Raw genomic sequence first — 23,152 nt, 5'->3', positions numbered from 1 at the left:
CGGACGCAGCGAAGCGGAGATCCGGGATCCATTCCAGAGCCTTTCCGAAAGGGGTTCCGGAATGGATCCCGGGTCTCCCTTTGGTCGCCTGGGACGACAGGGAATGTACGAAAGCGCACGACGCCTTCTATCGCCAGCGCACTTCCGCCAGCGGCGTCAGCGGCAGCGGCCAGTCGGTCCACATGCCGTCGAGATCGGCCTTGGTCACCGTGATCTTCGGCAGGATGAAGAGGAAACCGTTGACGGCGTCGCGTGCCAGCATGCGCTGGGCATCGCCATAGAGCTTGTTGCGCTGCGCCTCGTCGACGGTGCGGTCGATTGTCTCGATCAGCGCCTTGAACTCGGGATTCCTGTACTGGAAATAGTAGTCGTCCCGGGCGTAGTTGGCGATGTCGAGCGGCTCGGTGTGCGAGATGATCGTCAGGTCGAAATCGCGCGCCTTGAACACCCGCTCCAGCCATTGCGGGAATTCCAGCGGCTCGATCTTGGCGGTGATCCCGATTTGCGCCAGCAGCGCCGCGACGATCTCGCCGCCGCGCCTCGCATAGGCCGGCGGCGGCAAACGCAGCGTGCATTCGAAGCCCTTCGGGAAACCGGCAGCCGCCAGCAAGGCCCTCGCCTTGGCGAGATCGACCGGATAGGTCCCGGTCAAATCGACATAGGCCGGGTGCAGCGGCGAGAAATGGCTGCCGATATAGTCGAGATCGAAGCCGTAGATGCCGAGCGCAATCGTCTTGCGGTCGAGCACATGCGAGATCGCATGGCGCACGCGGACATCGCTGAACGGCGCTTTGGCGTTGTTGATGGCGAGAATGGTCTCGCCCTCGGTCTTGCCGAGCGTGACCTTGAGCTTGGGATCGGCCTTGAGCTGCGGGATTGCCTCAGGCGCCGAGAGATTAGTGAAGACGTCGATGTCGCCCGCCCTGAGCGCCGCGACCTGCGCCTGCGGATCGGAAATGAAGCGGAAGGTCGCCTTCGCCAGGGAAGGCTTGGTTCCCCAATACTCGTCGTTGCGCGCCAGTTCGAGCCGGTCGCCACGATTCCAGCGTGCGAATTTGAACGGCCCGGTGCCGACCGGATTGGTCTTGTTGTTCGCTGCGGTCGCCTGCGAGACGATGATCGCATCGCCCCAGCTGAGCCCGTAGATGAAATTCGCCGTCGGCTGCTTCAGCTTGACGATGACGGTGATCGGGTCCGGCGTCTCGATGCTCTCGATCGGCATGAAGATCCAGCGCTGGGCATTGGTCGAATCCGGCGCGACCGCGCGCTCGAAGGAGAATTTGACGTCGCGCGAGGAAAACGGCGTGCCGTCATGGAAGCGCGCATTCGGCCTGAGCTTGAAGGTGTAGGTGAGGTTGTCGGGCGCAAGCGTCCAGCTCTCGGCCAGCGCCGGCACCAGTTTGCCGGTACGGTCCATCGCCACCAGCCCTTCGAAGATGTTCTGCAGCACGACCTCGCGGATCGCCTGGGCCGCGCCCGAGGTCGGGTCGAGCGTCGGCGGCTCCAGCGTCATGCCGATGGTGACGCTATCTTTCGCCTGCGCGAAGGCGGCGAGCGGAAGCTGGGTTGCGAGGGCGGCCAAGCCCGCTCCGGCCAGAAGATCGCGCCGCGTCGTCATCATGCCTGCTCCCTGATGTGGCGGGGCAAGATGGCGCGGGAGATGGGAGCGAGGCAAGTGAGTAGGGCGCGAGAGCCCTCCCCCCTTGTGGGGGAGGGTTGGGAGAGGGGTGACTGGGTGAGCGTTGAATCGCCTACGATCAGCCTCACGGCTGACTACCCCCCTCTCCAGCTCTCCCCCACAAGGGGGGAGAGAGCAAATCGCGCCACACCATCCCGAGTTGCGCAGCCTGAGCAAAAGCTCACACGAAGTAATCCGGATAGCTCGCCTTGAGATGCACCAGATCGGGCAGCAGCGTGCCGAGATGTTGGCGCATTGCGACGACCGCCGCGCCGGCATCGTGCCGCCTGATCTCGTCGACGATGGCGAGATGCTCGCGGATCACCATCGCCATCCGCCCCGGCACCGGCAGCGTCATCCGCCGGCAGCGATCGATCTGGCTCTTGGCGGCCTGCGCGAGCTTCCAGACGCCGGGATAGCCGGCAATGTCGGCGAGCGCCTCGTGGAACGCCTCGTCGGCGAGGTGGAAGCGCTCCTGGTCACCAGCCTCATGCGACTCGTGCAGCACGGCGATCGTCGCGTCGAGCCGGGCGATGTCGCCTGCCTTGGCCATTCGCGCCAGCACCTCGACCGTGGCGCATTCCAGTGCCTGGCGGATGAACACCGCCTCGGGGATCGCTCCCGCCGGGATGCGGGCGACGAAGGTGCCGGCCTGTGGAAAGATTTCGACGAGCCCCTCTTCCTTCAGCCGAATCAGCGCCTCGCGCACCGGCGTGCGGCTCATGCCGAAGCGGGCAGTAAGGTCCTTCTCGGAGAGCGGCACGCCGGGCCGGAGCACCATGTCGAGGATCTCGCGGCGAAGCTCGTCCTGCACCACGGAGGCGGCCGTGGCACGGCCTGCCGACGCTCCGGCCAAGCGCTGCGGCTTGCGCTCGCGGCGCAAGGCCCCGGTCTCGCCTATTCCTAGCGCCTCAGACATCGTCCTATCCCGGCCATGATCACTCCCTTATTGGATCACGATGCGCGCTGCGCGGCCAATCGGGACGTAACACGGCCGGTCAACGCATACTAGTATATTAGTATATTGACATCATCAACGCCGGCCCTATGGTCCGGCCCGATAGAGGAAACGCCAGCGATGCTGCTGCACGACGATCGCCTTTTGCCTGCCGAACCGGTGACGCGCGGCATCGCGCGCCGCCTCTATGCCGGCGTCCGCGACCTGCCGATCATCTCGCCGCATGGCCATACCGATCCGCGCTGGTTCGCCGAGAACAAGCCCTTCCCCGACCCGGCGACCCTGCTCGTCAAGCCGGACCACTACATCTTCCGCATGCTCTATTCGCAGGGCATCCGGCTCGAACAGCTCGGCATCGCCCGCAAGGACGGCGGCGAGGTCGAAGCCGATCCGCGCAAGATCTGGAAGCTCTTCGCCAGCAACTGGCATCTGTTCCGGGGCACGCCGACCAGGCTCTGGTTCGAGCACGCCGCCTTCTCGATCTTCGGCATCACCGAGCGCCTCTCCGCCGAGAGCGCCGACCGCATCTATGACCGCATCGCCGAACAGCTGGAGCAGGACGCGATGCGTCCGCGCGCACTGTTCGAGCGCTTCAAGATCGAGGCGATCGCCACGACCGAAGGCGCGCTCGATCCGCTGAAATGGCACGACATGATCAAGGACTCAGGCTGGGGCGGCAAGGTCGTCACCGCCTATCGTCCCGACAGTGTGGTCGATCCTGAATTCGAGGGCTTCAAGGACAATCTCGATCAGTTCGGCGAATTGACCGGCGAGGATGCCACGAGCTGGAACGGCTATCTCGAAGCCCATCGCAAGCGCCGCGGCTATTTCATCGAGCGCGGCGCGACCTCCTCCGACCACGGCCATGCTACGGCCCGCACCGCCAACCTGACGCCGGCAGAGTGCGAGAAACTCTTCGCCAAGATCCTGAAGGGCAAGTTCTCGGCCGAGGATGCCGATCTCTTCCGCGGCCAGATGCTGACCGAGATGGCGAAGATGAGCCTCGATGACGGGCTCGTCCTGCAGATCCACCCCGGCTCCCATCGCAACCACAACCCGCATCTGTTCGAGCAGTTCGGCCGCGACATGGGCTCCGATATCCCGCGCGGCATGGACTATGTCTCGGCGCTGAAGCCGCTGCTCGACGCGGTCGGCAACGAGCCGAACCTCACCGTCATCGCCTTCACCCTCGACGAGACCAGCTATTCGCGCGAGCTCGCCCCGCTCGCGGGCCATTACCCAGCGCTGAAGCTCGGACCGGGCTGGTGGTTCCTCGATGCGCCCGAGGCGATGCTGCGCTTCCGCGAGCTGACCACCGAGACCGCCGGCTTCTACAACACCGTCGGCTTCAACGACGACACGCGCGCCTATCTCTCGATCCCCGCGCGCCACGATGTCGCCCGCCGGATGGACTGCCACTACCTCGCGAAACTCGTCGCCGAACACCGGCTTGACGAAGAGGAGGCGGCCGAAGTCGCCCATGATCTCGCCTACCGCCTGGCCAAGGAGGCCTATCGCCTGTGACCAGCACTGCGAAAACCATCGACGAACGCCAGGCCGCCCATCCGCGCGATGTGCGTGGCTATGACACCGAGACGCTGCGTGAGGACTTCCTGATCGAGCGCATCTTCGTGCCCGGCGAGGTCGCGCTGACCTATAGCCACTACGACCGGATGATCGTCGGCGGCGCGACCCCGGCGGCCAAGCCGCTGACGCTCGATCCGTTCGCGCCGACCGGCACGCCTTTCTTCCTGGCGCGCCGCGAGCTCGGAGTGATCAATCTCGGCGGCGCCGGCTCGGTCACCGTCGATCGCGAGCGCTTCGAGCTGCCCTCGCTCGATGCGCTCTATGTCGGGCTCGGCGCCAAGGAGGTTTCCTTCGCCAGCGCCGATCCGGCGAACCCGGCCAAGTTCTACCTGACCAGCGCTCCGGCCCATCGCGAAGCCAAGCACCAGCTCATCCGCAAGGAAGACGCCAACACCATCCATCTCGGCGCGAGCGAAACCTCGAACAAGCGCACCATCCGGCAATACATCATGCCGAACACCACCGGCACCAACCAGCTGGTGATGGGCATGACCGCGCTGGAGCCGGGCTCTGTCTGGAACTCCATGCCCTGCCACACCCACACCCGGCGGATGGAGGCCTATCTCTACTTCAACCTCGACCCGGCCCACCGCGTCTTCCATTTCATGGGCGAACCGCAGCAGACCCGCCACCTCCTCGTCGCCAACGAGCAGGCGGTGATCGCGCCGAACTGGTCGATCCATTGTGGCTGCGGCACCTCGAACTACGCCTTCGTCTGGGCCATGGCCGGCGACAATGTCGAGTTCACCGACATGGATGCCGCCCCGGTGGAGACGCTGCGCTGATGGCGACGGCCTCGCCCTTCTCGCTGGACGGCCGGACGGCGCTGGTCACCGGCGCCAATACCGGCATCGGCCAGGGCATTGCGCTGGCGTTGGCGCAGGCTGGCGCCAGGGTCGTCGCGGCCGGGCGCTCGAGCATGGCGGAGACGGAAGCCCTGATCGCGGAGGCGGGCGGCACCTGCTTTCCGCTTCAGGCCGATCTCCAGCAGGAATGCATCGCTGCGCGCGTGATCGAGCAGGCTCAGGAGCTGGCTGGCCCGCTCGACATCCTCGTCAACAATGCCGGCATCATCCGTCGCGCCGATGCGCTCGATTTCAGCGAGAGCGACTGGGACGAGGTGATGAACCTCAACCTCAAGGCCAATTTCTTCCTGGCCCAGGCCTTCGCCAAGGCGGCGCTGGCGGCGGGTCGCGCCGGCCGCATCGTCAACATCGCCTCGCTGCTCTCCTTCCAGGGCGGCATCCGCGTCGCCTCCTACACGGCGAGCAAAAGCGGGCTTGCCGGCCTGACGCGGCTGCTCGCCTGCGAATGGGCGGCAAAGGGCATCAACGTCAACGCGATCGCGCCCGGCTATGTCGAGAGCAACAACACGGAAGCTTTGCGCGCCGATCCCGGCCGCAATGCCGCGATCCTCGCCCGCATCCCGGCCGGGCGCTGGGGCATGCCGTCCGATATCGGCGGCGCGGCGGTGTTCCTGGCAAGCGACGCGGCCGCCTACATCCATGGCGCGGTCCTCCCCGTCGACGGAGGCTGGCTGGCGCGATGACGAACCGTCTCAACTCCTTTTTCCAGCACGACGCCGAGATCGCCTGGGAGCCGACCGAGCCCGGCGTGAAGCGCAAGATCATGGCCTATGGGCCGGATCTGATGGTGGTGCGCGTCGTCTTCGAGCAAGGCGCGATCGGCAAGGCGCATCAGCATCCCCACCGCCAGGCTTCCTATGTCGAGAGCGGCGTCTTCGACGTCACCCTCGACGGCAAGACAAGCCGGCTTGCCGCCGGCGACACCTTCTTCGTGCCCGAGAACCTCGTCCACGGCGTCGTCAATATCGAGGCCGGGCAATTGATCGATTCCTTCACACCGATGCGGACAGAATTTTTGTGAAAGACCGCTGTGCCGGCCGTGCCGGCGCAGCTCCCATCACGGGACAAGAACGACCGGAAAAAGCCGGCGACTTTATTGGGGAGAGGACAAGACCATGCTCAATCGACGGAGTTTCTCCGCGCTCGCCGGCGTCGCCTTCGCCGCGATGCTCGCGACCTCGGCACAGGCGCAGAACGTCACCCTGCGCTCGACCGACATCCACCCGGACGGCTACCCGACCATCGAAGCCGTCAAGTACATGGGCCAGCTGCTCGAGCAGCGGACGAACGGCAAGGTCAAGATCAACGTCTTCCACTCGGCCCAGCTCGGCCAGGAGAAGGACACGATCGAGCAGACGCGCTTCGGCGTCATCGACATCAATCGCATCAACATGGCGCCGTTCAACAACCTGATCCCGGCGACCAATGTCCCGTCCCTGCCCTTCATCTTCCGCTCGGTCGATCATATGCGGAAGGTCATGGACGGGCCGATCGGCGACAACCTGCTGAAGGAGTTCGAGAAGCACGATTTGATCGGCCTCGCCTTCTACGATTCCGGCTCGCGCTCGTTCTACAACTCCAAGCGCGCGATCAATTCGCCGGCCGACATGAAGGGCATGAAGATCCGCGTGCAGCAGTCCGACATGTTCGTCGCGCTGGTCCAGGCGCTCGGCGGCAACGCCACGCCGATGCCGTTCGGCGAGGTCTATTCGGGCCTGCAGACAGGCGTGATCGACGGCGCCGAGAACAATTGGCCGAGCTTCGAATCCACCCGCCATTTCGAGGTCTCGAAGTTCTATTCGCTGACCGAGCATTCGCTTTCGCCGGAGGTGCTGGTCATCTCCAAGCGGAGCTTCGACAAGTTCAACGCTGCCGACCAGGCGCTGATCAAGGCAGCGGCGAAGGAGTCCGTCCTCAAGATGCGCGAGCTCTGGGACGCCCGCGAGAAGGCCTCGGAAGCCAAGGTCAAGGCCGGCGGCGCGGTGGTCAACAGCGTCGACAAGCAGCCCTTCATCGACGCGATGAAGCCGGTCTACGACAAGTTCGTCACCGACGCGAAGCTCAAGGACATGGTTGCCGCCATCCAGGCGGTGAAGTGAACCGTTAGATCATAGCGGGGCGGCTCGGCCGCCCCGCGCTTACTTTTCGAGCCCTCATCCTGAGGAGCCGTGCAAGCGGCGTCTCGAAGGATGCTCCAGTGCACTCTGGACCATCCTTCGGGACGCGCCTGATGGCGCTCCTCAGGATGAGGGCTGAGCAAGCAAGGCTTCTCATGCACGCATTCACACTCGCCTTGTCCCGGCTCGCGGCGAAGATCACGCTCGTCGTGCTGATCGTGGCCGGCTTCGGCATCATGCTGATGACCGCACTGATCGCCTGGGGCGTCTTCGGCCGCTTCGTCCTCAACGATACCCCGACCTGGGTCGAGGCCGGCTCGCTCCTGCTGATGGCCTGGTTCATCTTTCTCGGGGCTGCCGTCGGCGTGCGCGAGAGCGATCACATGGGCTTCGAGAGCCTCCTCGCCTTCGTGCCCAGGGGGGTCGAGGCGGTGCTGGTCCTGATCATCCAGGGCCTGATCCTGCTCTTCGGCGCCGCCATGGTGTTCTACGGCCTGCAACTCGTCGAGAAGGCCTGGGTCGACCGCATCCCGCTGATCGGCATCGCCAAGTCCTGGGACTACATGCCGCTCGTCGCCGGCGGCGCGCTCATCGTCTTCTTCAGCATCGAGCGCGTGCTGCTGATCCTGACCGGAGTCGAGCGCGCTCCCTTGCGCGTCCGGGCCGACCGTGTCGGCGGCGGGGAGCTCTGAGCCATGGAGATCTGGATTCTCTTCGGCACCTTCGCCACGCTGCTCTTCATCGGCGCCCCCGTCGCCTTCTGCCTCGGCCTCTCCTCGCTGGCGACCGTGCTCTACATGGGCATCCCGCCGGTCGTGGTCTTCCAGCAGATCAACTCGCAGGTCGCTGTCTTCTCGCTGATGGCGATCCCGTTCTTCATCTTCTCGGGCGACCTGATGATCCGCGGCGGCATCGCCGAGCGCATCATCGCCTTCGCCGCCTCGATGGTCGGCCATCTGCGCGGCGGCCTCGGCCAGGTCAACGTCGTCGCCTGCACGTTGTTCGGCGGCATCTCCGGCTCGGCCGTGGCCGATGCCTCGGCGATCGGCGGCATCATGATCCCGCAAATGGTGAAGCGCGGCTATGCCGCCGACTACGCCGTCAACGTTACCGCCAACGCGGCGATCATCGCGCTACTGCTGCCGCCCTCGCACAACATGATCCTCTATTCGCTGGCGGCCGGCAGCGGCATCTCGATCGCCGACCTGTTCACCGCCGGCATCGTGCCCGGCATGATGCTCGCCGGTGCGCTGATGCTGACCGCATGGTTCGTCGCGACGCGGCGCGGCTATCCGGCCGGGATCTTCCCGGGGTTCGCCGCGATCCTGCGCTATTTCGTCGTCGCCATCCCCGGCCTGATGCTGATCGTCATCATCTTCGGCGGCGTCCGCTCCGGCATCTTCACCGCGACCGAATCCTCCTGCATAGCGGTCTGCTACGCGCTCTTCATCACCTCGGTGGTCTACCGCCATCTCGACTGGGACAATTTCGTCCACGCTCTGCTCGGCGCGGTGCGCACCACCTCGATGGTGCTGCTGATCATCGGCACCGCCGGCGCCTTCGGCTGGCTGATGGCCTTCCTGCAGGTGCCGGCAGCGACGATCAACGCGATGAAGGCGATCTCCAGCGATCCGCTCATCATCCTGCTTATGATCAACATCATTCTGCTGGTCCTCGGCACCTTCATGGACATGGCGCCGATGATCATCATCTGCACGCCGATGTTCCTGCCGGTGGTCAAGGCGATCGGGATGGACCCGATCCATTTCGGCGTGGTGCTGATCCTCAACGCCGGCATCGGCCTCAACACGCCGCCGGTCGGCTCGGTTCAGTTCGTCGCCTGCGCCGTCGGCAAGATCACCATCATGGAGTCGATGAAATCGATCTGGCCATTCTACGGCGCGAGCGTAGCCGTGCTACTGCTGGTGACCTATGTTCCGACCTTCTCCCTGTGGTTGCCGAGCCTGTTCCGGTGAAGAGCCTGTTCCGATGACACGACTTTCGACTGCGGCACTGGCCTCCCTGCCGGCGTCGGTCCGCCGCCCCGCCTACGACCGTGCCGGGCTCAAGCCCGGCATCGTCCATCTCGGGCTGGGCGCCTTCACCCGCGCCCATCTCTGCGAGTTCACCGACGACGCGCTGGAGCAGGATTTCGGCGCCTGGGGCATCATTGGCGCCAGCCTGCAGCGGCCCGACCAGCGCGACCGGCTGAAGCCGCAGGACGGGCTCTACACCTTTCTGAAGCGAGCGCCCGCCGGCCCGGAGCTGCGCGTGATCGGCTCGGTGCTCGACGTCCTCGTTGCACCGGAGAGCCCACAGGCACTCGTCGCACGCCTCGCCGCGGCGGAGACGAAGATCGTCTCGCTCACCGTGACCGAGAAGGGCTATTGCCATGATCCGGCTACCGGCAGGCTCAAGGCAGACCATCCCGACATCGTCCACGATCTCGCCAATCCCGCTGCGCCGCGCTCGGCGGTCGGCCTGATCGTCGCCGGCCTTGCCGCCCGCAAGGCCGCGGGCCTCGGCCCCTTCACCGCGCTCTGCTGCGACAACCTCCCCTCCAACGGCCATGTGCTGGCTGGACTCGTCCGCGACTTCGCCGCGCTGCGCGACGATCAGCTCGCCGCCTGGATCGAAGCCAACGGCGCCTTCCCCTCGACCATGGTCGACCGGATCGTGCCCGCGACGACCGAGGCCGACATCGCCGAAGTCGCTGGCCTGCTCGGCCTCGACGATGCCGCCCCGGTGATCGGCGAGCCCTTCCGGCAATGGGCCGTCGAGGACGTCTTCGCCGCCGGCCGGCCGCGCTGGGATCAAGTCGGCGCGCAGATGGTCTCAGAGGTCGCGCCTTTCGAGTTCATGAAGCTGCGCCTGCTCAACGGCGCGCATTCGAGCCTCGCCTATCTCGGCTATCTCGCCGGGCACGAGACGGTCGCGGCCGCGAGCGGCGATCCGGTCTTCGCCCGCTTCCTCCAAGGCCTGTGGGGTGAGATCATCCCGACCGTACCGGCCCCGCAAGGCGTCGACCTCGGGGCCTATGCCGGCGACCTGCTCGCCCGCTTCCAGAACCCGGCGATCAGGCATCGCACCTGGCAGATCGCCATGGACGGCTCGCAGAAGCTGCCGCAGCGCCTGCTCGGCACCATCCGCGAACGGCTGAAGGCCGGCGCCCCCATCGAGCATCTCGCGCTCGGCGTCGCCGCCTGGATGGCCTATGTCACCGGCACCGACGAGAAGGGCGCCGAGATCGACGTTCGCGATCCGCTCGCCACCGAGTTCGCGCTGCGCGCCAAGGCACTCGGCCGGGATGCCGCGGCGCTGAGCACGGCCCTGTTCGGCATCGGCGCGATCTTCGGCGACGACCTGCCGCGCGAGCAACGCTTCACGCAGGTGGTGGCCGGCCATCTCGACAGCCTGTTCCAGAAGGGCGCGACGGCGACGGCTGCAGCGCTGGGATAAAGGATGCGCGTCATGCTCGGGCTTGACCCGAGCATGACGCGCATCGTCCCTCTTGATCCTCGCCATCCACTGGCGCCAGATGCCGACAATGATCGCCCGCTTCGCCAACGCCCTGGCCACGAGCGCCCTCGCCGCGTTGCTGCTCCTGCCCTCGTGCGGAGCGAAGGCCCAGGCCCAGCCGCCGTCCTCCTATGTCGTGCCGAACTACTGGGACCCGAATGTCCGGGTTGAGCGGCCTGATCTCGGGCCGCCGCGGGTGATCCGCTTCCTGACCGACGACGACTTCCCGCCGATGCATTTCGCCACGCCGGAAGGCGGCATCACCGGCTTCTCGGTCGAGCTTGCGCGCGCGGTCTGCGAGAAGCTGGTCTTGAGCTGCACCATCCAGGCCCGCCGCTTCGACACCTTGCTGGATTCCCTCGCCGAGGGCCGCGGCGACGTGCTCGCCGCCGCGATTCCTGTCACGGCGGAGCTGCGCACCCGCTTCGCCGCGAGCCAGATCTACCATCGCTCGCCGGGCCGACTGCTGACGACGCGCGGCAATGCGCAGCCGGAGCTCGAATTGATTGCGCTGCGCGGCAAGCGTGTCGCCGTGGTCGCCGGGACGGCACATGAAGCCTTCCTCGAGCGCCTCGCGCCTTTCGTCCAGCGCCGCTCCGCGCCGGACCTGCAGGCAGCTCTCGCCTTGCTGCGTAGCGGCGATGCCGAATACGTCTTCAGCGACGGGGTCTCGCTGTCGCTGACAATCGCCGGTCGCGGCGGCAGCGAATTCGCCTTCGCCGGTGGCCCGTATCTCGAAGCGCGCTATTTCGGCGAGGGTATCGGCTTCCTGCTGCGCAAGGACGACCTCGCTTTGAAGCGGGCGGTCGACTACGCGCTGCAGGGCCTCTGGGACGATGGCACTTATGCCAGGCTGTTCATCCGGTTCTTCCCGGTGAGCCCGTTCTGAGCCTCATCCTTGGCGGGCGGGTTCGGCTTGGCCAGCCGACCCTCCTCGGCCTTGTAGAAAAACTGCGAGGCGACGAGCCAACCCTTGAGCGGCCGCAAGGGCGGGATGCAGGTCAACAGCACCAGCGGCAGGGTCGTGACCAGATGCACCCATGTCGGCGGCTGGTAGCTCAGCTCCAGCCAGAGCGGGAAGGCGACCGCCGGCACGCAGACGAACATCATCACGAAGAAAGCCGGCCCGTCCGCCGGATCGGCGAAGGAATAATCGAGCCCGCAAGCCTCGCAGCGCGGCTTCAGCGTCAGGAAACCGTCGAAGAGCTGCCCCTCACCGCAGCGTGGGCAGCGGCCACGCAGACCGGTCTTGAGCGGAGATAGCGCCGGCCAATGCTGATGTGCCATGTCGTCCTCCTAGCGGTGACGCAACATCATTGACTGCATTCACCAGAGATTGAATGCTACATAGAGTCATAATTGATTGCAGTCAATATTGGCAAGCGTGCAACACTGTCGCAGGCCATGCGCCTGGCGCCGATCCGTTACGTCCTGGACGGCTACAGCGCGCGGGCGTTGACTTCCGGCGCCTGCTCGAGCGCATGCGCCATGAAGGCGAGCACATCGCCGAGCGCCTTGCGGCCGATCGGCCCGCCCAGGCAGATGCGGGCAGCCTCGGGCGCCGGTCCCTTCGTGGCGAAGGCATCGCTGGCGACGATGCCGATCCCGGTTGCCTGCATCTGTCCGACGAAGGCGGAGCGGGTCCAGGGCGGCGGCACTTCGAGCCAGAGATTGAAGCTGAGCGGATCGACGCGATAGGAGCCTGCCGGTAAGATCTCGGCAGCAAGCCGCTGCCGAGCCGTCGTCTCCGCCCTGAGAAAATCGAGCAGCGCGTTGGCGCTGCCATCCTCGATCCAGCGGGTTGCGAGCGCGGCGGTCAATGGCGAGGCCATGATGCAGCTGGCGCGTAGACCAGCGGCAAAGGGCCAGCCGGACCGGAGATCAGGCACCACGACATAGGCGAGCCGCAGACCCGCCCCGAGACATTTCGACAGGCCGGCGATGTGCCAGCTCAGCTCGGGCGCGAGCGCGGCAAAGGGGGTAGGCGCCGCCACGGGCACGAAGCCATAGGCATCATCCTCGATGATAGCCACGCCATGGCGGCGGGCGATCGCCACGACCTCCGCGCGCCGCGGCTCCGGCATGGTGATCGTTGTCGGATTCTGCAGGATCGGATTGAGATAGAGCGCCTTCGGCTTCAATCGCGTGCAGGCCTCGGCGAAAGCCTCGGGATCGAGCCCGTCACGATCCATCGCCAGGCCGGCCAGGGAAAGGCCGAGTTGCGCGCAGATCGAGCGGATGCCGGGATAGGTCAGCGCCTCGCACAGCACGGCGTCGCCCGGCTTTGCCAGACTGGTGAGGATCGCCAGCAGTGCCGCATTCGCGCCCGGCACGACGAAGAGTTGTTCGGGCGCCGGCGCAAGCCCGCGCCGCCCGAGCCACACCCCGGCTGCTGCCTTATCAGCCGGCGCACCGCCGAGCGGCTGGTAACGCAGCAGGCTGACCAGCCGCTCGCTGACCTCCACCATGCCCTGCTGCAGCCGGGCGATCAGCGCCGGGTCATCAGGCTCCGGCGGCAAGGTCATCGAGAGGTCGACCAGTTCCGGCGAGGCCGCGCGCGGCGCGGCTGGCCTTGCCGGAGCGACCTTGACGAAGGTGCCCTGCCCGATCCGCGACTCGACCAAGCCGCGCCGCTGCGCCTCGACATAGCCGCGCGCCACGGTGGTGAAGTCGACGGCGAGCGCCTCGGCCAGCCGCCGTTGCGGCGGCAGCCGGTCACCCGCCGCCAACGTCCCCGCCGCGATGTCGGCGGCGATGCGGTCGGCGATGGCGAGATAACGCGGCTTGTCGCTCTGGGTCAGATCCGGAAGCCAATCCATCGACGCGATCCGTAGTGAGGCGAAGCACTGAATGGATTGACTGTATATTGTTGCGAGAGATCGTTGTCACCTGTCTGCAAAACGCTTGCGAGGCAGGTTACCCCGCCTGCGCCAGCGACGGCGCCTCGGCCAAGCCGCCAATCGCTGCAAACAGCCCGGCGTCCGCACCGATGTCGGCATTCGGGGCCGTCAGCAATGTCTCACCGTAGAAGAGAGAATTGGCGCCGGCGACGAGGCAGAGGATCTGCGCCTCGCGCCCCAGCGATGCCCGCCCGGCCGACAGGCGAACCGTCGCCGCCGGCATGACCAGCCGGGTCGTCGCGACCATCCGGACGAGATCGAGCGGATCGACCGGCGAGCGCCCGGCCAATGGCGTGCCCGCGACCGGGATCAACGCATTGATCGGCACGCTTTCCGGGTGCGGCGTCAGCACGGCCAGCGCCTGCAGCATCGCGGACCGGTCGCGCACGCTCTCGCCCATGCCGATGATGCCGCCGCAGCAGACCTCGATACCAGCCGCCCGCACCGTCGCCAGCGTATCCAGCCGGTCCTGAAAGGTCCGGGTCGTGATGATGCTGCCGTAGAATTCCGGGCCGGTATCGAGATTGTGGTTGTAGGCGGTCAAGCCCGCCGCAGCCAGGCGCTCGGCTTGATGCGGCTTCAGCATGCCGAGCGTGACGCAAGCCTCCATGCCGAGCGCCCTGACGCCCCAGACCATATCGATGACCGCGTCGAACTCCTTGCCGTCGCGCACCTCGCGCCAGGCCGCCCCCATGCAGAAGCGCGACGCTCCCGCCGCCTTGGCCTTGGCTGCCAGCGCAACCACCCGCATCGGGTCCATCAATCGCTCGCGGGTCAGCTCGACCTCGCGATGATGCGCCGATTGCGGGCAATAGGCGCAGTCCTCTGGGCAGGCCCCGGTCTTGATCGACAGAAGGCTCGCCCTCTGCACGGCGTTCGGATCGTGATGGTTGCGATGCACGGCATTGGCCCGGCCGATCAGCTCGAGCAGCGGCAATTCGTATAGCGTAACGATCTCCTCGCCCGTCCAGTCGTGACGGATATCCCCGTCGGCCGAACTCATCGACGCCACCAGGCGCTCGGACCGGAGAGGACGATCGGCAGCAGCGCGGAGCCGGCGGCGACCACGCAGAGCTTGAGCAGGTCGCCGAGCAGGAACGGCCAGAGGCCGACAGCCGTGAGCTGCGAGGCAGGCACGAACAGAGCGAGCCAGGCCAGGCCGACCGCATAGACCAGCACGAGCCCGACGAGCATGGCGAAAAGCTGCCCGGGCACGCCCCTGCCCCGCGCGAGCGTGCCGACCAGCCAGCTCGCCGCCAGATAGCCGGCGAGATAGCCGCCGGTCGGCCCCACCAAATAGGCGAGACCGATGCCGCGCTCCGGCGAGCCGGAGAACACGGGAAACCCGGCCGCGCCCACGGCCAGATAGGCCGCGACGATCGAGACCGCCCTCTGCGGCCCGAGCGCCACCGCGAACGCCATGACGGCGAGCGTGTGCAAGGTCATCGGCACCGGCCAGAACGGGATTTGCGTCTTAGCCGCGAGCACCATCAGGCCGACGCCGGCAATAACGACGGGCGCGTGCCGAGCGATCGACGTGAAGCGGACTGCCCGAGCCTCTATCAGGGTGGAAGGCATTGCGATCTCCTAAATTATCTATAATCTGGATATTAGTCGATAAATGACTCCACAAAAGCGACAACTTGGCAAGCCTCTGCAACACGACCCGTTCGACGGCCAAGCCAGGTCGCAGGGATAATTCGACGATGTTAACAAAATTGCCCAGCTATTGGCGCTTTACGGCCACTTAGCGGCCAGAAATGTCCGGTCGATTCTTTATAGATAATTTGATCGTAACCGCTTTTCACCCGAGAGATTCGTCGGAGAGACCCCGCCCAACCGGACAGCAAAAAGCCTTCGCAACTCGTGCGGGAACGAGGCACGGCCGCTTGTGCCCATTCGAGCGGCCCGAGAGATCGGGAGGCTAGAACTCGTCCGTTACGACGATCGAGACTCGCGGGTGGCTCAGCCCACGATCTCGCCGCGGAAGGCCCAGCGCGTCATGCGGCGCTCGACCAGGGCGCAGGCGGCGTACATCAGCACGCCCATGATCGCGATGGCGAAGAGGCCGGCGAAGGTCGTGGCGGAGTCGTTGCGGGCTCCGGCCGAGAGCATCAGGAAGCCGATGCCGCGATTACCGCCCACGGTCTCGGAGATCACCGAGCCGATGAAGGCGAGCGTCACCGCCACTTTCAGGCTGGCGAAGAGATAGGGCATGGCGCGGGGAACGCCGACCTTGGTCAGGATCTCCCACTGGCTGGCACCGAGCGAGCGCATCACGTCGCGCATCTCCGGCTCGATCGTGGCGAGCCCGGTCGCGACGTTCACCACGATCGGGAAGAAGGAGATGACGAAGGCGGTGATGATCGCCGGCAAGGCGCCGACGCCGAGCCAGATCATCAGGATCGGCACGATCGCGACCTTGGGCACGGCATTGAAGGCGATCAGCAGCGGATAGAGCCCGGAATAGACGAAGGGCGAGGCGCCGACGGCGAGGCCGAGCAGGACGCCGAAGCCGATCGCCAGCACGAAGCCGATCGCCGTCGTCCACAAGGTCTCCAGGCAGTATTTCAGCAGGATGTCCCAGCGCAGGACCATTACCTCGAAGATGCGCGTCGGCCGCGGCGCCAGGATCTCCGGCACATCGAAGACGATGCAGGCGAGTTCCCAAAGGATCAGCAGGCCCGCCATGGCGAGCCAGGGCATGGCGACGAGCAGAAGCCGCCTCTGCGTCTCAGTCATTGTCCTGGTCCTGCCCTGAGCCGCATCACGCATGCTCCATATGGATGCGTTCGCGCAGATCGTGGACGATGTCGACGAACTCGGCGGTGAAGGTCGTCTCCAGCGTCCTCGGTCGCGGCAGCTCGATCTTGCTGACCTTGACGATCCTGCCCGGCCGGCGGCTCATCACATAGACGGTGTCGGCGAGGTAGACCGCCTCGCGCAGATCATGCGTCACCAGCACCGCGGTGAAGCGCCGCTCAAGCCAGAGCGCCTGCATCACGCCCCAGAGCTCCTCGCGCGTGAAGGCGTCGAGCGCGCCGAAGGGCTCGTCGAGCATCAGGATATCGGGCTCGTGCACCAGCGCCCGGCACAGGCTGGAGCGCTGCTGCATGCCGCCGGAGAGCTGCCAGGGGAACTTGTCGCCGAAGCCGCCGAGGCCGACCGAGGCGAGCAGCTTCTCGACCCGCTCGATGTACTCGGCCTTATTCCTGCGGAAGCGGCGCTTGTGCGGCTCGACCACTTCGAGCGGCAAGAGGATGTTATCGCGCGTCGTGCGCCAGGGCATCAGCGTCGGCGCCTGGAAGGCCATGCCGACACCACGGATCGGCCCCTTGACCGGCTGGCCGTGGACGCGGACCTCGCCGCCGCTCGGCGGCAGCAGGCCGGTGACGAGCTTCATCAGCGTGGACTTGCCGCAGCCGGAGGGACCGACCACGGCGATGAACTCGCCCTTGGCGATGTCGAGCGTCGCATCCTCCAGCGCCAGCATGCGCGCGGGGCCGCTGCCATAGGCGAGGCTGACCTTGCGCAATTCAACGAGGGGCGTGTCGGTGGAAGCCGGCATGAAGAGCGTCATTCTCGGGCTTGTCCCGAGAAGCTCAGGACGAGGAAACTCCAGGAGATGGCCGGGTCAAGCCCGGCCATGACGACTGGGTGTCACGGCGCGACCATGCGCTCCGCCTTGGGCGGCAGGTACTTGTTGGTGAACACCTTGTCGGGCGCCGGCGCAGCCGGCAGGCCAAAAGCGTCGGCGACGTCGACGACCGAACGGGCGAAGCGCGCCGGATCGACATCGCCCATGCCGTTCTCCTTCACGAACGGCGTCAGGATGTTCATCTTCAGCGACAGGTCGAGGCGCTCGGTCTCGAGCTTCTCGTCGATCAGCGGGTCGCGCTTCTTTACCGCGGCGAGACCGACGGCCGGATTGGCGGCGACTTCCTTCCAGGCCTTGGCCGTGGCGCGCAGGAAGCCTTTGACCACCTCCGGCTTCTCGGCGAAGGCCGGCGAGACGATGATGCCGTTGCCGTACACGTCCATCTTGTAGTCGGAGTAGTTGAAGGAGACGATGTCCTCCTGCTTCACGCCGCGTGCCTTCAGGTCGAGCACCGACGAGAAGTAATGGCCGCTGATGAAGTCGACTGTGCCCTGCACCATCGACTGCTCGCGCAATTGCGGCGTCAGGTTGACGTGATTGACGGTCTTGGCGTCGATGCCGACCTTCTTGGCGAAGGCGGGGAAGAGCCGGAACGAGGCGTCGAACACCGGCGCGCCGAGCTTCTTGCCGGCGAGATCGGCCGGCTTGGTGATCCCGGTCTTCTTCAGCGTGTGCACGCCGAAGGGCGGGAAGTCATAGGCCATGAAGACGCAGAGGATCTCCTTGCCGGCATTCTTGGCGTTGTACTCGATCAGCGAATTCACATCGGCGAAGCCGATATCATAGGCGCCGGTGGCAACGCGCTGGACCGCGCCGGCCGAGCCCTGGCCGGGATCCATGGTCACATCGAGCCCCTCGGCCTTGTAGTAGCCCTTCTCCAGCGCCACCAGGAAAGGCGAGGTCGGCCCCTGGAACACCCAGTCGAGCGTGAACTTCACCGCAGTCTGCGCCTGCGCCGGCGACATCGCCCCCAGGGCCAGCGCCGCAGCACCCGCCAGGGCGACGCGCCGGCTGATTGCCCACGCCAAACCCTCGCCGGCCCGCTGCGAGCCGGACATCCCCCACTTCACATCACGAAACATCGAAGCCGACCCCTGCTTATGTTGTACGACGACGCTAGCGGGGACCGGTTTGGAGTCAATCGACCGGCCGGGGTTGTCTGCCGCTTTTTTAGGCGCGCGCATGCGGGCCGCAGGCAAACCGGTCCAGTCCGGTTCAGGATGGGCTCGCGGTGATGATCTTGAGCTTGAAGACATGCGGCCGATTCGGCCGGGTCATGAAGCCGTAGTCGACCAGATCGAGCTTGTCCTGCGGCTTGAACCAGGGGCGGAACTGCGGCGGCCGCGGCCGGCCGATCCAGGCATCGTTGCCGAGGAAGAGCACGTCGCGCGACAGCGTCTCCTGCAGCAACAGCGCCGGGTTATCCGAATCCCAATGGCAAACGCCGTTATTCGGCCCGATCGGCCCGCCCTTCCAGTTCCAGGTATAGGCCGGGGCCTTGCTGGGCTCGACCGTCTCGATGACCTCCAGCGTGCCGGCATGCTTGCCGTTCACGCCGTGAAACACGCTCAGGCGATCGGTTCTGACGATGACCTCCGACATGGCAAACCCTCGCGAGCTGCCCCGTCCCGACCGCGACCATAGACCGATCCCTGACGAGCGTAAGCAGCCAGGAGCGGAACATGAGCTCCACGCGCAGTCGCCAGACCGCCGGCCTCATTGACGCAGCCCCTGCATATCTGCGAAACCGCCCGCTTCCCTGCCCTATCCAGCGAGACCTGAAGCCAAAATGCCCGCTTTCGACCCCGCGCTCATCGAAGCCGCCCGCGTCTCGGCCGCCTGGCCGTTCGAGGAAGCCAAGAAGCTCGTGGCGCGGCTGCAGAAATCCGGCAAGCAGGAGGCGGTGTTCGAGACCGGCTATGGCCCCTCCGGGCTGCCGCATATCGGCACTTTTGGCGAGGTCGCGCGCACCTCGATGGTGCGCCACGCCTTTCAGGTGCTGACCGACGGCGCCATCCCGACCCGGCTGATCGCCTTCTCGGACGACCTCGACGGGCTGCGCAAGGTGCCGGACAACGTCCCGAACAAGGAGCTTCTGGCGCAGCATCTCGGCAAGCCGCTGACCGAGGTGCCGGATCCGTTCGGCACGCATGACTCGTTCGGCCGGCACAACAATGCCCGGCTCTGCGCCTTCCTCGATCAGTTCGGCTTCGACTACGAGTTCAAGTCCTCGACCGACGCCTATCGCGCCGGTGAATTCGACGCGACCCTGCTCAGGATGCTGGCGCGCTTCGACAAGATCATGTCGATCATGCTGGCGACCCTGCGCGAGGAGCGCGCCGCGACCTATTCGCCCTTCCTGCCGATCCACCCGAAGACCCGGATCGTCATGCAGGTGCCGATCGAGGCGCGCGATGTCGAGGCCGGCACCATCACCTGGACCGATCCAGCGAGCGGCGAGCGCTTCACCACGCCGGTCACCGGCGGCCATGCCAAGCTGCAATGGAAGCCGGACTGGGCGATGCGCTGGGTCGCGCTCGGCGTCGATTACGAGATGGCCGGCAAGGACCTGATCGACTCGGTCAAGGTCTCCTCGCAGATCGCCCGCGCCATCGACGGCACGCCGCCGGAGGGCTTCAACTACGAGCTCTTCCTCGACGAGCAGGGCCAGAAGATCTCGAAGTCGAAGGGCAACGGCCTCACCATCGAGGACTGGCTGAGCTACGGCCCGCCGGAGTCGCTGGCGCTGTTCATGTACTCGCGTCCGCGCGAGGCCAAGAAGCTGCATTTCGACGTGATCCCGCGCGCGGTCGACGACTACCTGCAGTTCCTCGGCGGTTATGACCGGCAGGACTGGAAGAATCGCTTGGGCAACCCGGCCTGGCACATCCATGCCGGCGAACCGCCGCAGCCGGAGGTGATCGCCGCCGGCGCGGGCGACAATGCGGTGCGCACGCAGATCACCTTCTCGCTGCTGATGAACCTCGTCGCCGTCGCGAACTCCGAGGACAAGGCCGTGCTCTGGGGTTTCCTGCAGCGCTATGCGCCCGGCATCTCGCCTGCGACCCATCCGCAGCTCGACGCTCTCGTCGGCTACGCGCTCGCCTATTTTCGTGACTTCGTGAAGCCGGCAAAGCATTATCGCCCGGCCAACGAGACCGAGCGCGCAGCCTTCACGGCACTCGATGCCGCTATTGCCGCTCTGCCGGTCGATGCGAGCGCCGAGGCGGTGCAGGATGCAGCGCTCGACGTGGCCCGCGCCATCCCGCGCTACCAGAACCTCACGGCCAAGAATGCGACGCCGGAACGGCCGGGCGTCTCGGGCGATTGGTGGAAGGCGATCTACCAGGTGATGTTCGGCGAGGATCAGGGCCCGCGCTTCGGCTCTTTCGCCGCGATCTACGGGATCGACAACACCCGCAGGCTGATCGCCAAGGCGCTCGACGGTGGCTTGATCCGCGAGCACGAGGCCTTCCTGGCGGCGCGCCAGCCAGTCGACGGATGACCATGGCGGCGGAGGCGGTCGAAAAGGCCATCACCGGCCGCCGCGCCGTGCGTGCCTTCCTGCCCGATCCGGTCGAGCCCGCACTGGTACGCCGTCTGATCGAGCTGGCGGCGCGGGCGCCGAGCGGCACCAACATGCAGCCCTGGCGCCTGCGCGTGCTCGGCCCCCGATCGCGCGCTGGGCTGGAAAAGGCGCTGCTCGCCGCGCTCGACGATCCGTCCCCGCGCGAGGAGGAATACCGCTACTATCCGGCGACCTTTCGCGAGCCCTATCTTTCGCGCCGCCGCAAGGTCGGCTGGGATCTCTACGGCCTGCTCGGCGTCGCCAAGGGCGACCATGCCGGCATGCGCCGGCAGACCGAGGCGAATCTGCGCTTCTTCGGCGCCCCAGTTGCGCTGATGCTCACGGTCGACCGCGATCTCGAGATCGGCTCCTGGCTCGATCTCGGCGGCTTCATCCAGACCCTTTTGATCGCGGCGCAGGGCCACGGCCTCGATTCCTGCCCACAGGCGATCTTCGCCAGCTTCCACGGGGTCGTCAGGCGCGAGCTCGCCATTCCCGAGAGCGAGGTCGTGGTCTGCGGCATCGCGCTAGGTAAGGCCGATCCGGATGCGCCGGCCAACCGGCTCGTGCCGGAGCGCGAGCCGGTCGAGGGCTTCACCAGCTGGCTGGATTAGCCCAGGCTCATTCTGCTCAGAACATGAAGTCCGAAGCCGAGAGGTTGATCTCGCCCACAAGCTCGATCTCGAAATCGGCCAGGCTGTCGCCGTTCACGTCGCCGGTGACGAAGGTGTTGCCGTTCGAGATCTCGTAACGAAGCTGACCGGCCTCGCCGCTGAACGCATCCGTCCCGATGAAGACGAAATCCTCCTGCTCGGCCGTGTTGGCATCGGCGTCCATAGCCAGCTGGATGTCGTCTGCGCCCTGCGTGAAGTTGTAGATGATGTCGCGCCCGGCTGGTCCTGGAGCACTGTCGCTGGCGTTCCAATAGAAGAAGACGTCGCGGCCTAGATCGCCGTAAAGGAAATCCTTGCCGCCATCGCCCTGCAGCTCGTCCGTGTAGAAAAAATTGCCGGAATTGTCGCCGCCGCTATGGATCGTGTCGGAGCCGTTGCCGCCTATGAGGTAGTCGGCGCCATTGCCGCCCTGAAGCGTATCGTTGCCGTCGCCGCCAACGAGGATGTCCCGCTCGTCGCTACCGTAGAGGATATCGTTGCCGGCCTCGCCATAGGCGATGCCGCCGCCGATCACCACGTCGTTGCCATTGCCGCCATAGAGCAGGTCGTACTGCCCGCCGCCGTCGATGAGGTCGTTGCCGTCACCGCCGTAGAGCTGGTCCTGGCCTTCGCCTCCGTAGAGGCGATCATTACCGCCGCCGCCATAAATGACGTCGAAGCCGTCACCGCCGGACAATGTATCGCCGAGCGAGCCACCCTTGAGATGGTCATCGCCGCCATTGCCGTAAGCGGCCCAACTTTTCGTCATGTCGTCGGCCACCCAGGAATCGTTGCCCTCGGTGCCTTCCCAACGGCTTGGTCGAACGTTCAGGCTCATGCCTCAAGTCTCCTTGACAGCTAGCCCACCCGTTTTGATTTCCCCGCCGACAGGCTCGGCGCAGGTTACGACATCATGATGGCAGAGAAGCAGAATTTGGGAATCCTCCAGGCATGGTCGCAAGTGCGGCCGGCCTCCGCGCCGGCGCTTTTGCCTAGCTGCCCGGAGTTTCAGCCCGCCACGGCGGTGTACTCGGTCTCGACCGAGGAATCGTGGAGATGGTGGTCGTAGCCGTAGATGTGGATCGAGATCGCATCCCCCGTGCCGCGGTTCTGCATGCGGTGGATGTTCGGACCGGTCGGCACCATGCAGGCGACGTAAGCCGCCTGGCGCTCCTGCTCCTCGGTCGGCACTGCGCGATTGGCGTCGATGGCGCGATACCAGGTTTCCGTGACCGTACCCGAGACGACACCGAAGCAGCACGAGCAGTGATGGTCGTGGATGCAGGTCGTGGAGCCTTCGCCCCAGACGATCGCCCAGACGCTGACGGCCTCGTTGCCGGCGAGGAGGTTGCGGGTATAGCCGCCGGGCTTGCGCAGCAGCGGCAGGCGCTGGATCAGGTCAGGGATGGCGACGAGTTCGTTGAGGACAGCGCGGGCCGCAGCAAGATAATCGCGCGAGCAGGTTCCCTCATGAGTCCGCAGCGCATTCAGGACCGCCCCGCGCCGCTCCTCGCCCAGAAAGCCCTGCATTGTCCCTCATCTCCGGTCACGTCCAATGACGGAAGAATGATAGGCCGGGCACAGTGGGAATGGTTTGCGATCCTCCGCTCCAAGCAGGGCAAACTTAGAAACTAATACCAACCTTGAT

General features: G+C 66.0%; 23 protein-coding genes. 11 read left to right on the top strand and 12 right to left on the bottom strand.

Annotation, left to right across the window (positions count from 1 at the left end):
- Nucleotides 1-127: 127 nt before the first annotated feature.
- Both BLM15_RS27645 and BLM15_RS27640 read right to left on the bottom strand, forming a co-directional pair.
- On the bottom strand, nt 128-1,618 hold the full coding sequence (locus tag BLM15_RS27645) for an ABC transporter substrate-binding protein (RefSeq protein ID WP_126116392.1): 1,491 nt from the start codon (nt 1,616-1,618) through the stop codon (nt 128-130).
- Nucleotides 1,619-1,859: 241 nt separating this feature from the next.
- Nucleotides 1,860-2,597, bottom strand: a complete 738-nt coding sequence (locus BLM15_RS27640; RefSeq protein WP_126115750.1) for a GntR family transcriptional regulator — start codon at nt 2,595-2,597, stop codon at nt 1,860-1,862.
- A 159-nt stretch (nt 2,598-2,756) separates the two neighbouring features.
- Here BLM15_RS27640 and uxaC point away from each other — a divergent pair, with 159 nt between their 5' ends.
- The 9 genes from uxaC to BLM15_RS27595 all read left to right on the top strand — a co-directional run bounded on the left by uxaC (nt 2,757) and on the right by BLM15_RS27595 (nt 11,614).
- A complete protein-coding gene (uxaC, locus tag BLM15_RS27635) occupies nt 2,757-4,160 on the top strand; it encodes a glucuronate isomerase (RefSeq protein ID WP_126115749.1) in 1,404 nt (467 codons plus the stop codon).
- Nucleotides 4,157-5,008 carry a 5-dehydro-4-deoxy-D-glucuronate isomerase gene (kduI, locus tag BLM15_RS27630; protein WP_236846452.1) on the top strand — a complete coding sequence of 284 codons (852 nt, stop codon included), beginning with the start codon at nt 4,157-4,159 and terminating at the stop codon, nt 5,006-5,008. The genes uxaC and kduI overlap by 4 nt, the downstream gene beginning before the upstream one ends.
- Nucleotides 5,008-5,772, top strand: coding sequence for a 2-dehydro-3-deoxy-D-gluconate 5-dehydrogenase KduD (gene kduD / locus BLM15_RS27625; protein ID WP_126115748.1), 765 nt, complete (start codon nt 5,008-5,010; stop codon nt 5,770-5,772). The genes kduI and kduD overlap by 1 nt, the downstream gene beginning before the upstream one ends.
- Entirely contained in the window at nt 5,769-6,110 is a 342-nt protein-coding gene (locus BLM15_RS27620) for a cupin domain-containing protein (protein ID WP_126115747.1), read from the top strand. Before kduD ends, BLM15_RS27620 begins: the two co-directional genes overlap by 4 nt.
- Nucleotides 6,111-6,204: 94 nt before the next feature.
- A complete protein-coding gene (locus tag BLM15_RS27615) occupies nt 6,205-7,188 on the top strand; it encodes a TRAP transporter substrate-binding protein (RefSeq protein ID WP_126115746.1) in 984 nt (327 codons plus the stop codon).
- 173 nt (nt 7,189-7,361) lie between these two features.
- Nucleotides 7,362-7,898: a TRAP transporter small permease gene (locus BLM15_RS27610; RefSeq protein ID WP_126115745.1), complete on the top strand. Its 537-nt coding sequence runs from the start codon at nt 7,362-7,364 to the stop codon at nt 7,896-7,898.
- A 3-nt stretch (nt 7,899-7,901) separates the two neighbouring features.
- Nucleotides 7,902-9,182, top strand: coding sequence for a TRAP transporter large permease (locus BLM15_RS27605; protein WP_126115744.1), 1,281 nt, complete (start codon nt 7,902-7,904; stop codon nt 9,180-9,182).
- 13 nt (nt 9,183-9,195) lie between these two features.
- Complete coding sequence (locus tag BLM15_RS27600) at nt 9,196-10,665, top strand: mannitol dehydrogenase family protein (protein WP_126115743.1); 1,470 nt, start codon at nt 9,196-9,198, stop codon at nt 10,663-10,665.
- A gap of 52 nt (nt 10,666-10,717) precedes the next feature.
- A complete protein-coding gene (locus BLM15_RS27595; protein WP_236846451.1) occupies nt 10,718-11,614 on the top strand; it encodes a transporter substrate-binding domain-containing protein in 897 nt (298 codons plus the stop codon).
- On the opposite strand, the gene BLM15_RS27590 is transcribed toward BLM15_RS27595, so the two are convergent.
- The 8 genes from BLM15_RS27590 to BLM15_RS27555 form a co-directional block, all read right to left on the bottom strand.
- Nucleotides 11,569-12,012 (bottom strand): DUF983 domain-containing protein, encoded by a 444-nt coding sequence (locus BLM15_RS27590; protein WP_126115742.1) that lies wholly within the window; start codon nt 12,010-12,012, stop codon nt 11,569-11,571. The two genes, BLM15_RS27595 and BLM15_RS27590, sit on opposite strands and share 46 nt — an antisense overlap.
- A gap of 152 nt (nt 12,013-12,164) precedes the next feature.
- Nucleotides 12,165-13,544, bottom strand: a complete 1,380-nt coding sequence (locus tag BLM15_RS27585; protein ID WP_126115741.1) for an aminotransferase-like domain-containing protein — start codon at nt 13,542-13,544, stop codon at nt 12,165-12,167.
- 97 nt (nt 13,545-13,641) lie between these two features.
- A complete protein-coding gene (bioB, locus tag BLM15_RS27580; protein ID WP_126115740.1) occupies nt 13,642-14,628 on the bottom strand; it encodes a biotin synthase BioB in 987 nt (328 codons plus the stop codon).
- Nucleotides 14,625-15,203 (bottom strand): biotin transporter BioY, encoded by a 579-nt coding sequence (locus BLM15_RS27575; RefSeq protein ID WP_126115739.1) that lies wholly within the window; start codon nt 15,201-15,203, stop codon nt 14,625-14,627. The genes bioB and BLM15_RS27575 overlap by 4 nt, the downstream gene beginning before the upstream one ends.
- A 387-nt stretch (nt 15,204-15,590) precedes the next feature.
- Nucleotides 15,591-16,367, bottom strand: a complete 777-nt coding sequence (locus tag BLM15_RS27570) for an ABC transporter permease (protein ID WP_126115738.1) — start codon at nt 16,365-16,367, stop codon at nt 15,591-15,593.
- 25 nt (nt 16,368-16,392) lie between these two features.
- Nucleotides 16,393-17,205, bottom strand: coding sequence for an ABC transporter ATP-binding protein (locus tag BLM15_RS27565; protein WP_126115737.1), 813 nt, complete (start codon nt 17,203-17,205; stop codon nt 16,393-16,395).
- Between the two features lie 80 nt (nt 17,206-17,285).
- The gene (locus tag BLM15_RS27560) at nt 17,286-18,341 is read right to left on the bottom strand and encodes an ABC transporter substrate-binding protein (RefSeq protein WP_126115736.1); all 1,056 of its coding nucleotides are present in this window, start codon (nt 18,339-18,341) and stop codon (nt 17,286-17,288) included.
- Between the two features lie 157 nt (nt 18,342-18,498).
- Nucleotides 18,499-18,885, bottom strand: coding sequence for a hypothetical protein (locus BLM15_RS27555; protein ID WP_126115735.1), 387 nt, complete (start codon nt 18,883-18,885; stop codon nt 18,499-18,501).
- Between the two features lie 187 nt (nt 18,886-19,072).
- Between BLM15_RS27555 and BLM15_RS27550 the strand changes: the two genes are divergently transcribed.
- Nucleotides 19,073-20,788, top strand: coding sequence for a lysine--tRNA ligase (locus BLM15_RS27550; protein ID WP_126115734.1), 1,716 nt, complete (start codon nt 19,073-19,075; stop codon nt 20,786-20,788).
- Entirely contained in the window at nt 20,785-21,465 is a 681-nt protein-coding gene (locus BLM15_RS27545) for a nitroreductase (protein ID WP_126115733.1), read from the top strand. Before BLM15_RS27550 ends, BLM15_RS27545 begins: the two co-directional genes overlap by 4 nt.
- Before the next feature lie 16 nt (nt 21,466-21,481).
- On the opposite strand, the gene BLM15_RS27540 is transcribed toward BLM15_RS27545, so the two are convergent.
- The gene (locus BLM15_RS27540; RefSeq protein ID WP_126115732.1) at nt 21,482-22,342 is read right to left on the bottom strand and encodes a calcium-binding protein; all 861 of its coding nucleotides are present in this window, start codon (nt 22,340-22,342) and stop codon (nt 21,482-21,484) included.
- Between the two features lie 170 nt (nt 22,343-22,512).
- Nucleotides 22,513-23,034, bottom strand: coding sequence for a cysteine dioxygenase (locus BLM15_RS27535; protein WP_126115731.1), 522 nt, complete (start codon nt 23,032-23,034; stop codon nt 22,513-22,515).
- Nucleotides 23,035-23,152: the final 118 nt, after the last annotated feature.

The organism is Bosea sp. Tri-49 (assembly GCF_003952665.1).
Lineage (GTDB): Bacteria > Pseudomonadota > Alphaproteobacteria > Rhizobiales > Beijerinckiaceae > Allobosea.
This window is presented reverse-complemented; position numbering and strand designations above follow the sequence as displayed.

What these genes read in the sequence shown, in the direction of transcription:
- BLM15_RS27645 (WP_126116392.1), bottom strand. Translation starts at nt 1,618, where the DNA reads ATGACGACGCGGCGCGATCTTCTGGCCGGAGCGGGCTTGGCCGCCCTC.
- BLM15_RS27640 (WP_126115750.1), bottom strand. Translation starts at nt 2,597, where the DNA reads ATGTCTGAGGCGCTAGGAATAGGCGAGACCGGGGCCTTGCGCCGCGAG.
- uxaC (WP_126115749.1), top strand. Translation starts at nt 2,757, where the DNA reads ATGCTGCTGCACGACGATCGCCTTTTGCCTGCCGAACCGGTGACGCGC.
- kduD (WP_126115748.1), top strand. Translation starts at nt 5,008, where the DNA reads ATGGCGACGGCCTCGCCCTTCTCGCTGGACGGCCGGACGGCGCTGGTC.
- BLM15_RS27620 (WP_126115747.1), top strand. Translation starts at nt 5,769, where the DNA reads ATGACGAACCGTCTCAACTCCTTTTTCCAGCACGACGCCGAGATCGCC.
- BLM15_RS27615 (WP_126115746.1), top strand. Translation starts at nt 6,205, where the DNA reads ATGCTCAATCGACGGAGTTTCTCCGCGCTCGCCGGCGTCGCCTTCGCC.
- BLM15_RS27610 (WP_126115745.1), top strand. Translation starts at nt 7,362, where the DNA reads ATGCACGCATTCACACTCGCCTTGTCCCGGCTCGCGGCGAAGATCACG.
- BLM15_RS27605 (WP_126115744.1), top strand. Translation starts at nt 7,902, where the DNA reads ATGGAGATCTGGATTCTCTTCGGCACCTTCGCCACGCTGCTCTTCATC.
- BLM15_RS27600 (WP_126115743.1), top strand. Translation starts at nt 9,196, where the DNA reads ATGACACGACTTTCGACTGCGGCACTGGCCTCCCTGCCGGCGTCGGTC.
- BLM15_RS27590 (WP_126115742.1), bottom strand. Translation starts at nt 12,012, where the DNA reads ATGGCACATCAGCATTGGCCGGCGCTATCTCCGCTCAAGACCGGTCTG.
- BLM15_RS27585 (WP_126115741.1), bottom strand. Translation starts at nt 13,544, where the DNA reads ATGGATTGGCTTCCGGATCTGACCCAGAGCGACAAGCCGCGTTATCTC.
- bioB (WP_126115740.1), bottom strand. Translation starts at nt 14,628, where the DNA reads ATGAGTTCGGCCGACGGGGATATCCGTCACGACTGGACGGGCGAGGAG.
- BLM15_RS27575 (WP_126115739.1), bottom strand. Translation starts at nt 15,203, where the DNA reads ATGCCTTCCACCCTGATAGAGGCTCGGGCAGTCCGCTTCACGTCGATC.
- BLM15_RS27570 (WP_126115738.1), bottom strand. Translation starts at nt 16,367, where the DNA reads ATGACTGAGACGCAGAGGCGGCTTCTGCTCGTCGCCATGCCCTGGCTC.
- BLM15_RS27565 (WP_126115737.1), bottom strand. Translation starts at nt 17,205, where the DNA reads ATGACGCTCTTCATGCCGGCTTCCACCGACACGCCCCTCGTTGAATTG.
- BLM15_RS27560 (WP_126115736.1), bottom strand. Translation starts at nt 18,341, where the DNA reads ATGTCCGGCTCGCAGCGGGCCGGCGAGGGTTTGGCGTGGGCAATCAGC.
- BLM15_RS27555 (WP_126115735.1), bottom strand. Translation starts at nt 18,885, where the DNA reads ATGTCGGAGGTCATCGTCAGAACCGATCGCCTGAGCGTGTTTCACGGC.
- BLM15_RS27550 (WP_126115734.1), top strand. Translation starts at nt 19,073, where the DNA reads ATGCCCGCTTTCGACCCCGCGCTCATCGAAGCCGCCCGCGTCTCGGCC.
- BLM15_RS27545 (WP_126115733.1), top strand. Translation starts at nt 20,785, where the DNA reads ATGACCATGGCGGCGGAGGCGGTCGAAAAGGCCATCACCGGCCGCCGC.
- BLM15_RS27540 (WP_126115732.1), bottom strand. Translation starts at nt 22,342, where the DNA reads ATGAGCCTGAACGTTCGACCAAGCCGTTGGGAAGGCACCGAGGGCAAC.
- BLM15_RS27535 (WP_126115731.1), bottom strand. Translation starts at nt 23,034, where the DNA reads ATGCAGGGCTTTCTGGGCGAGGAGCGGCGCGGGGCGGTCCTGAATGCG.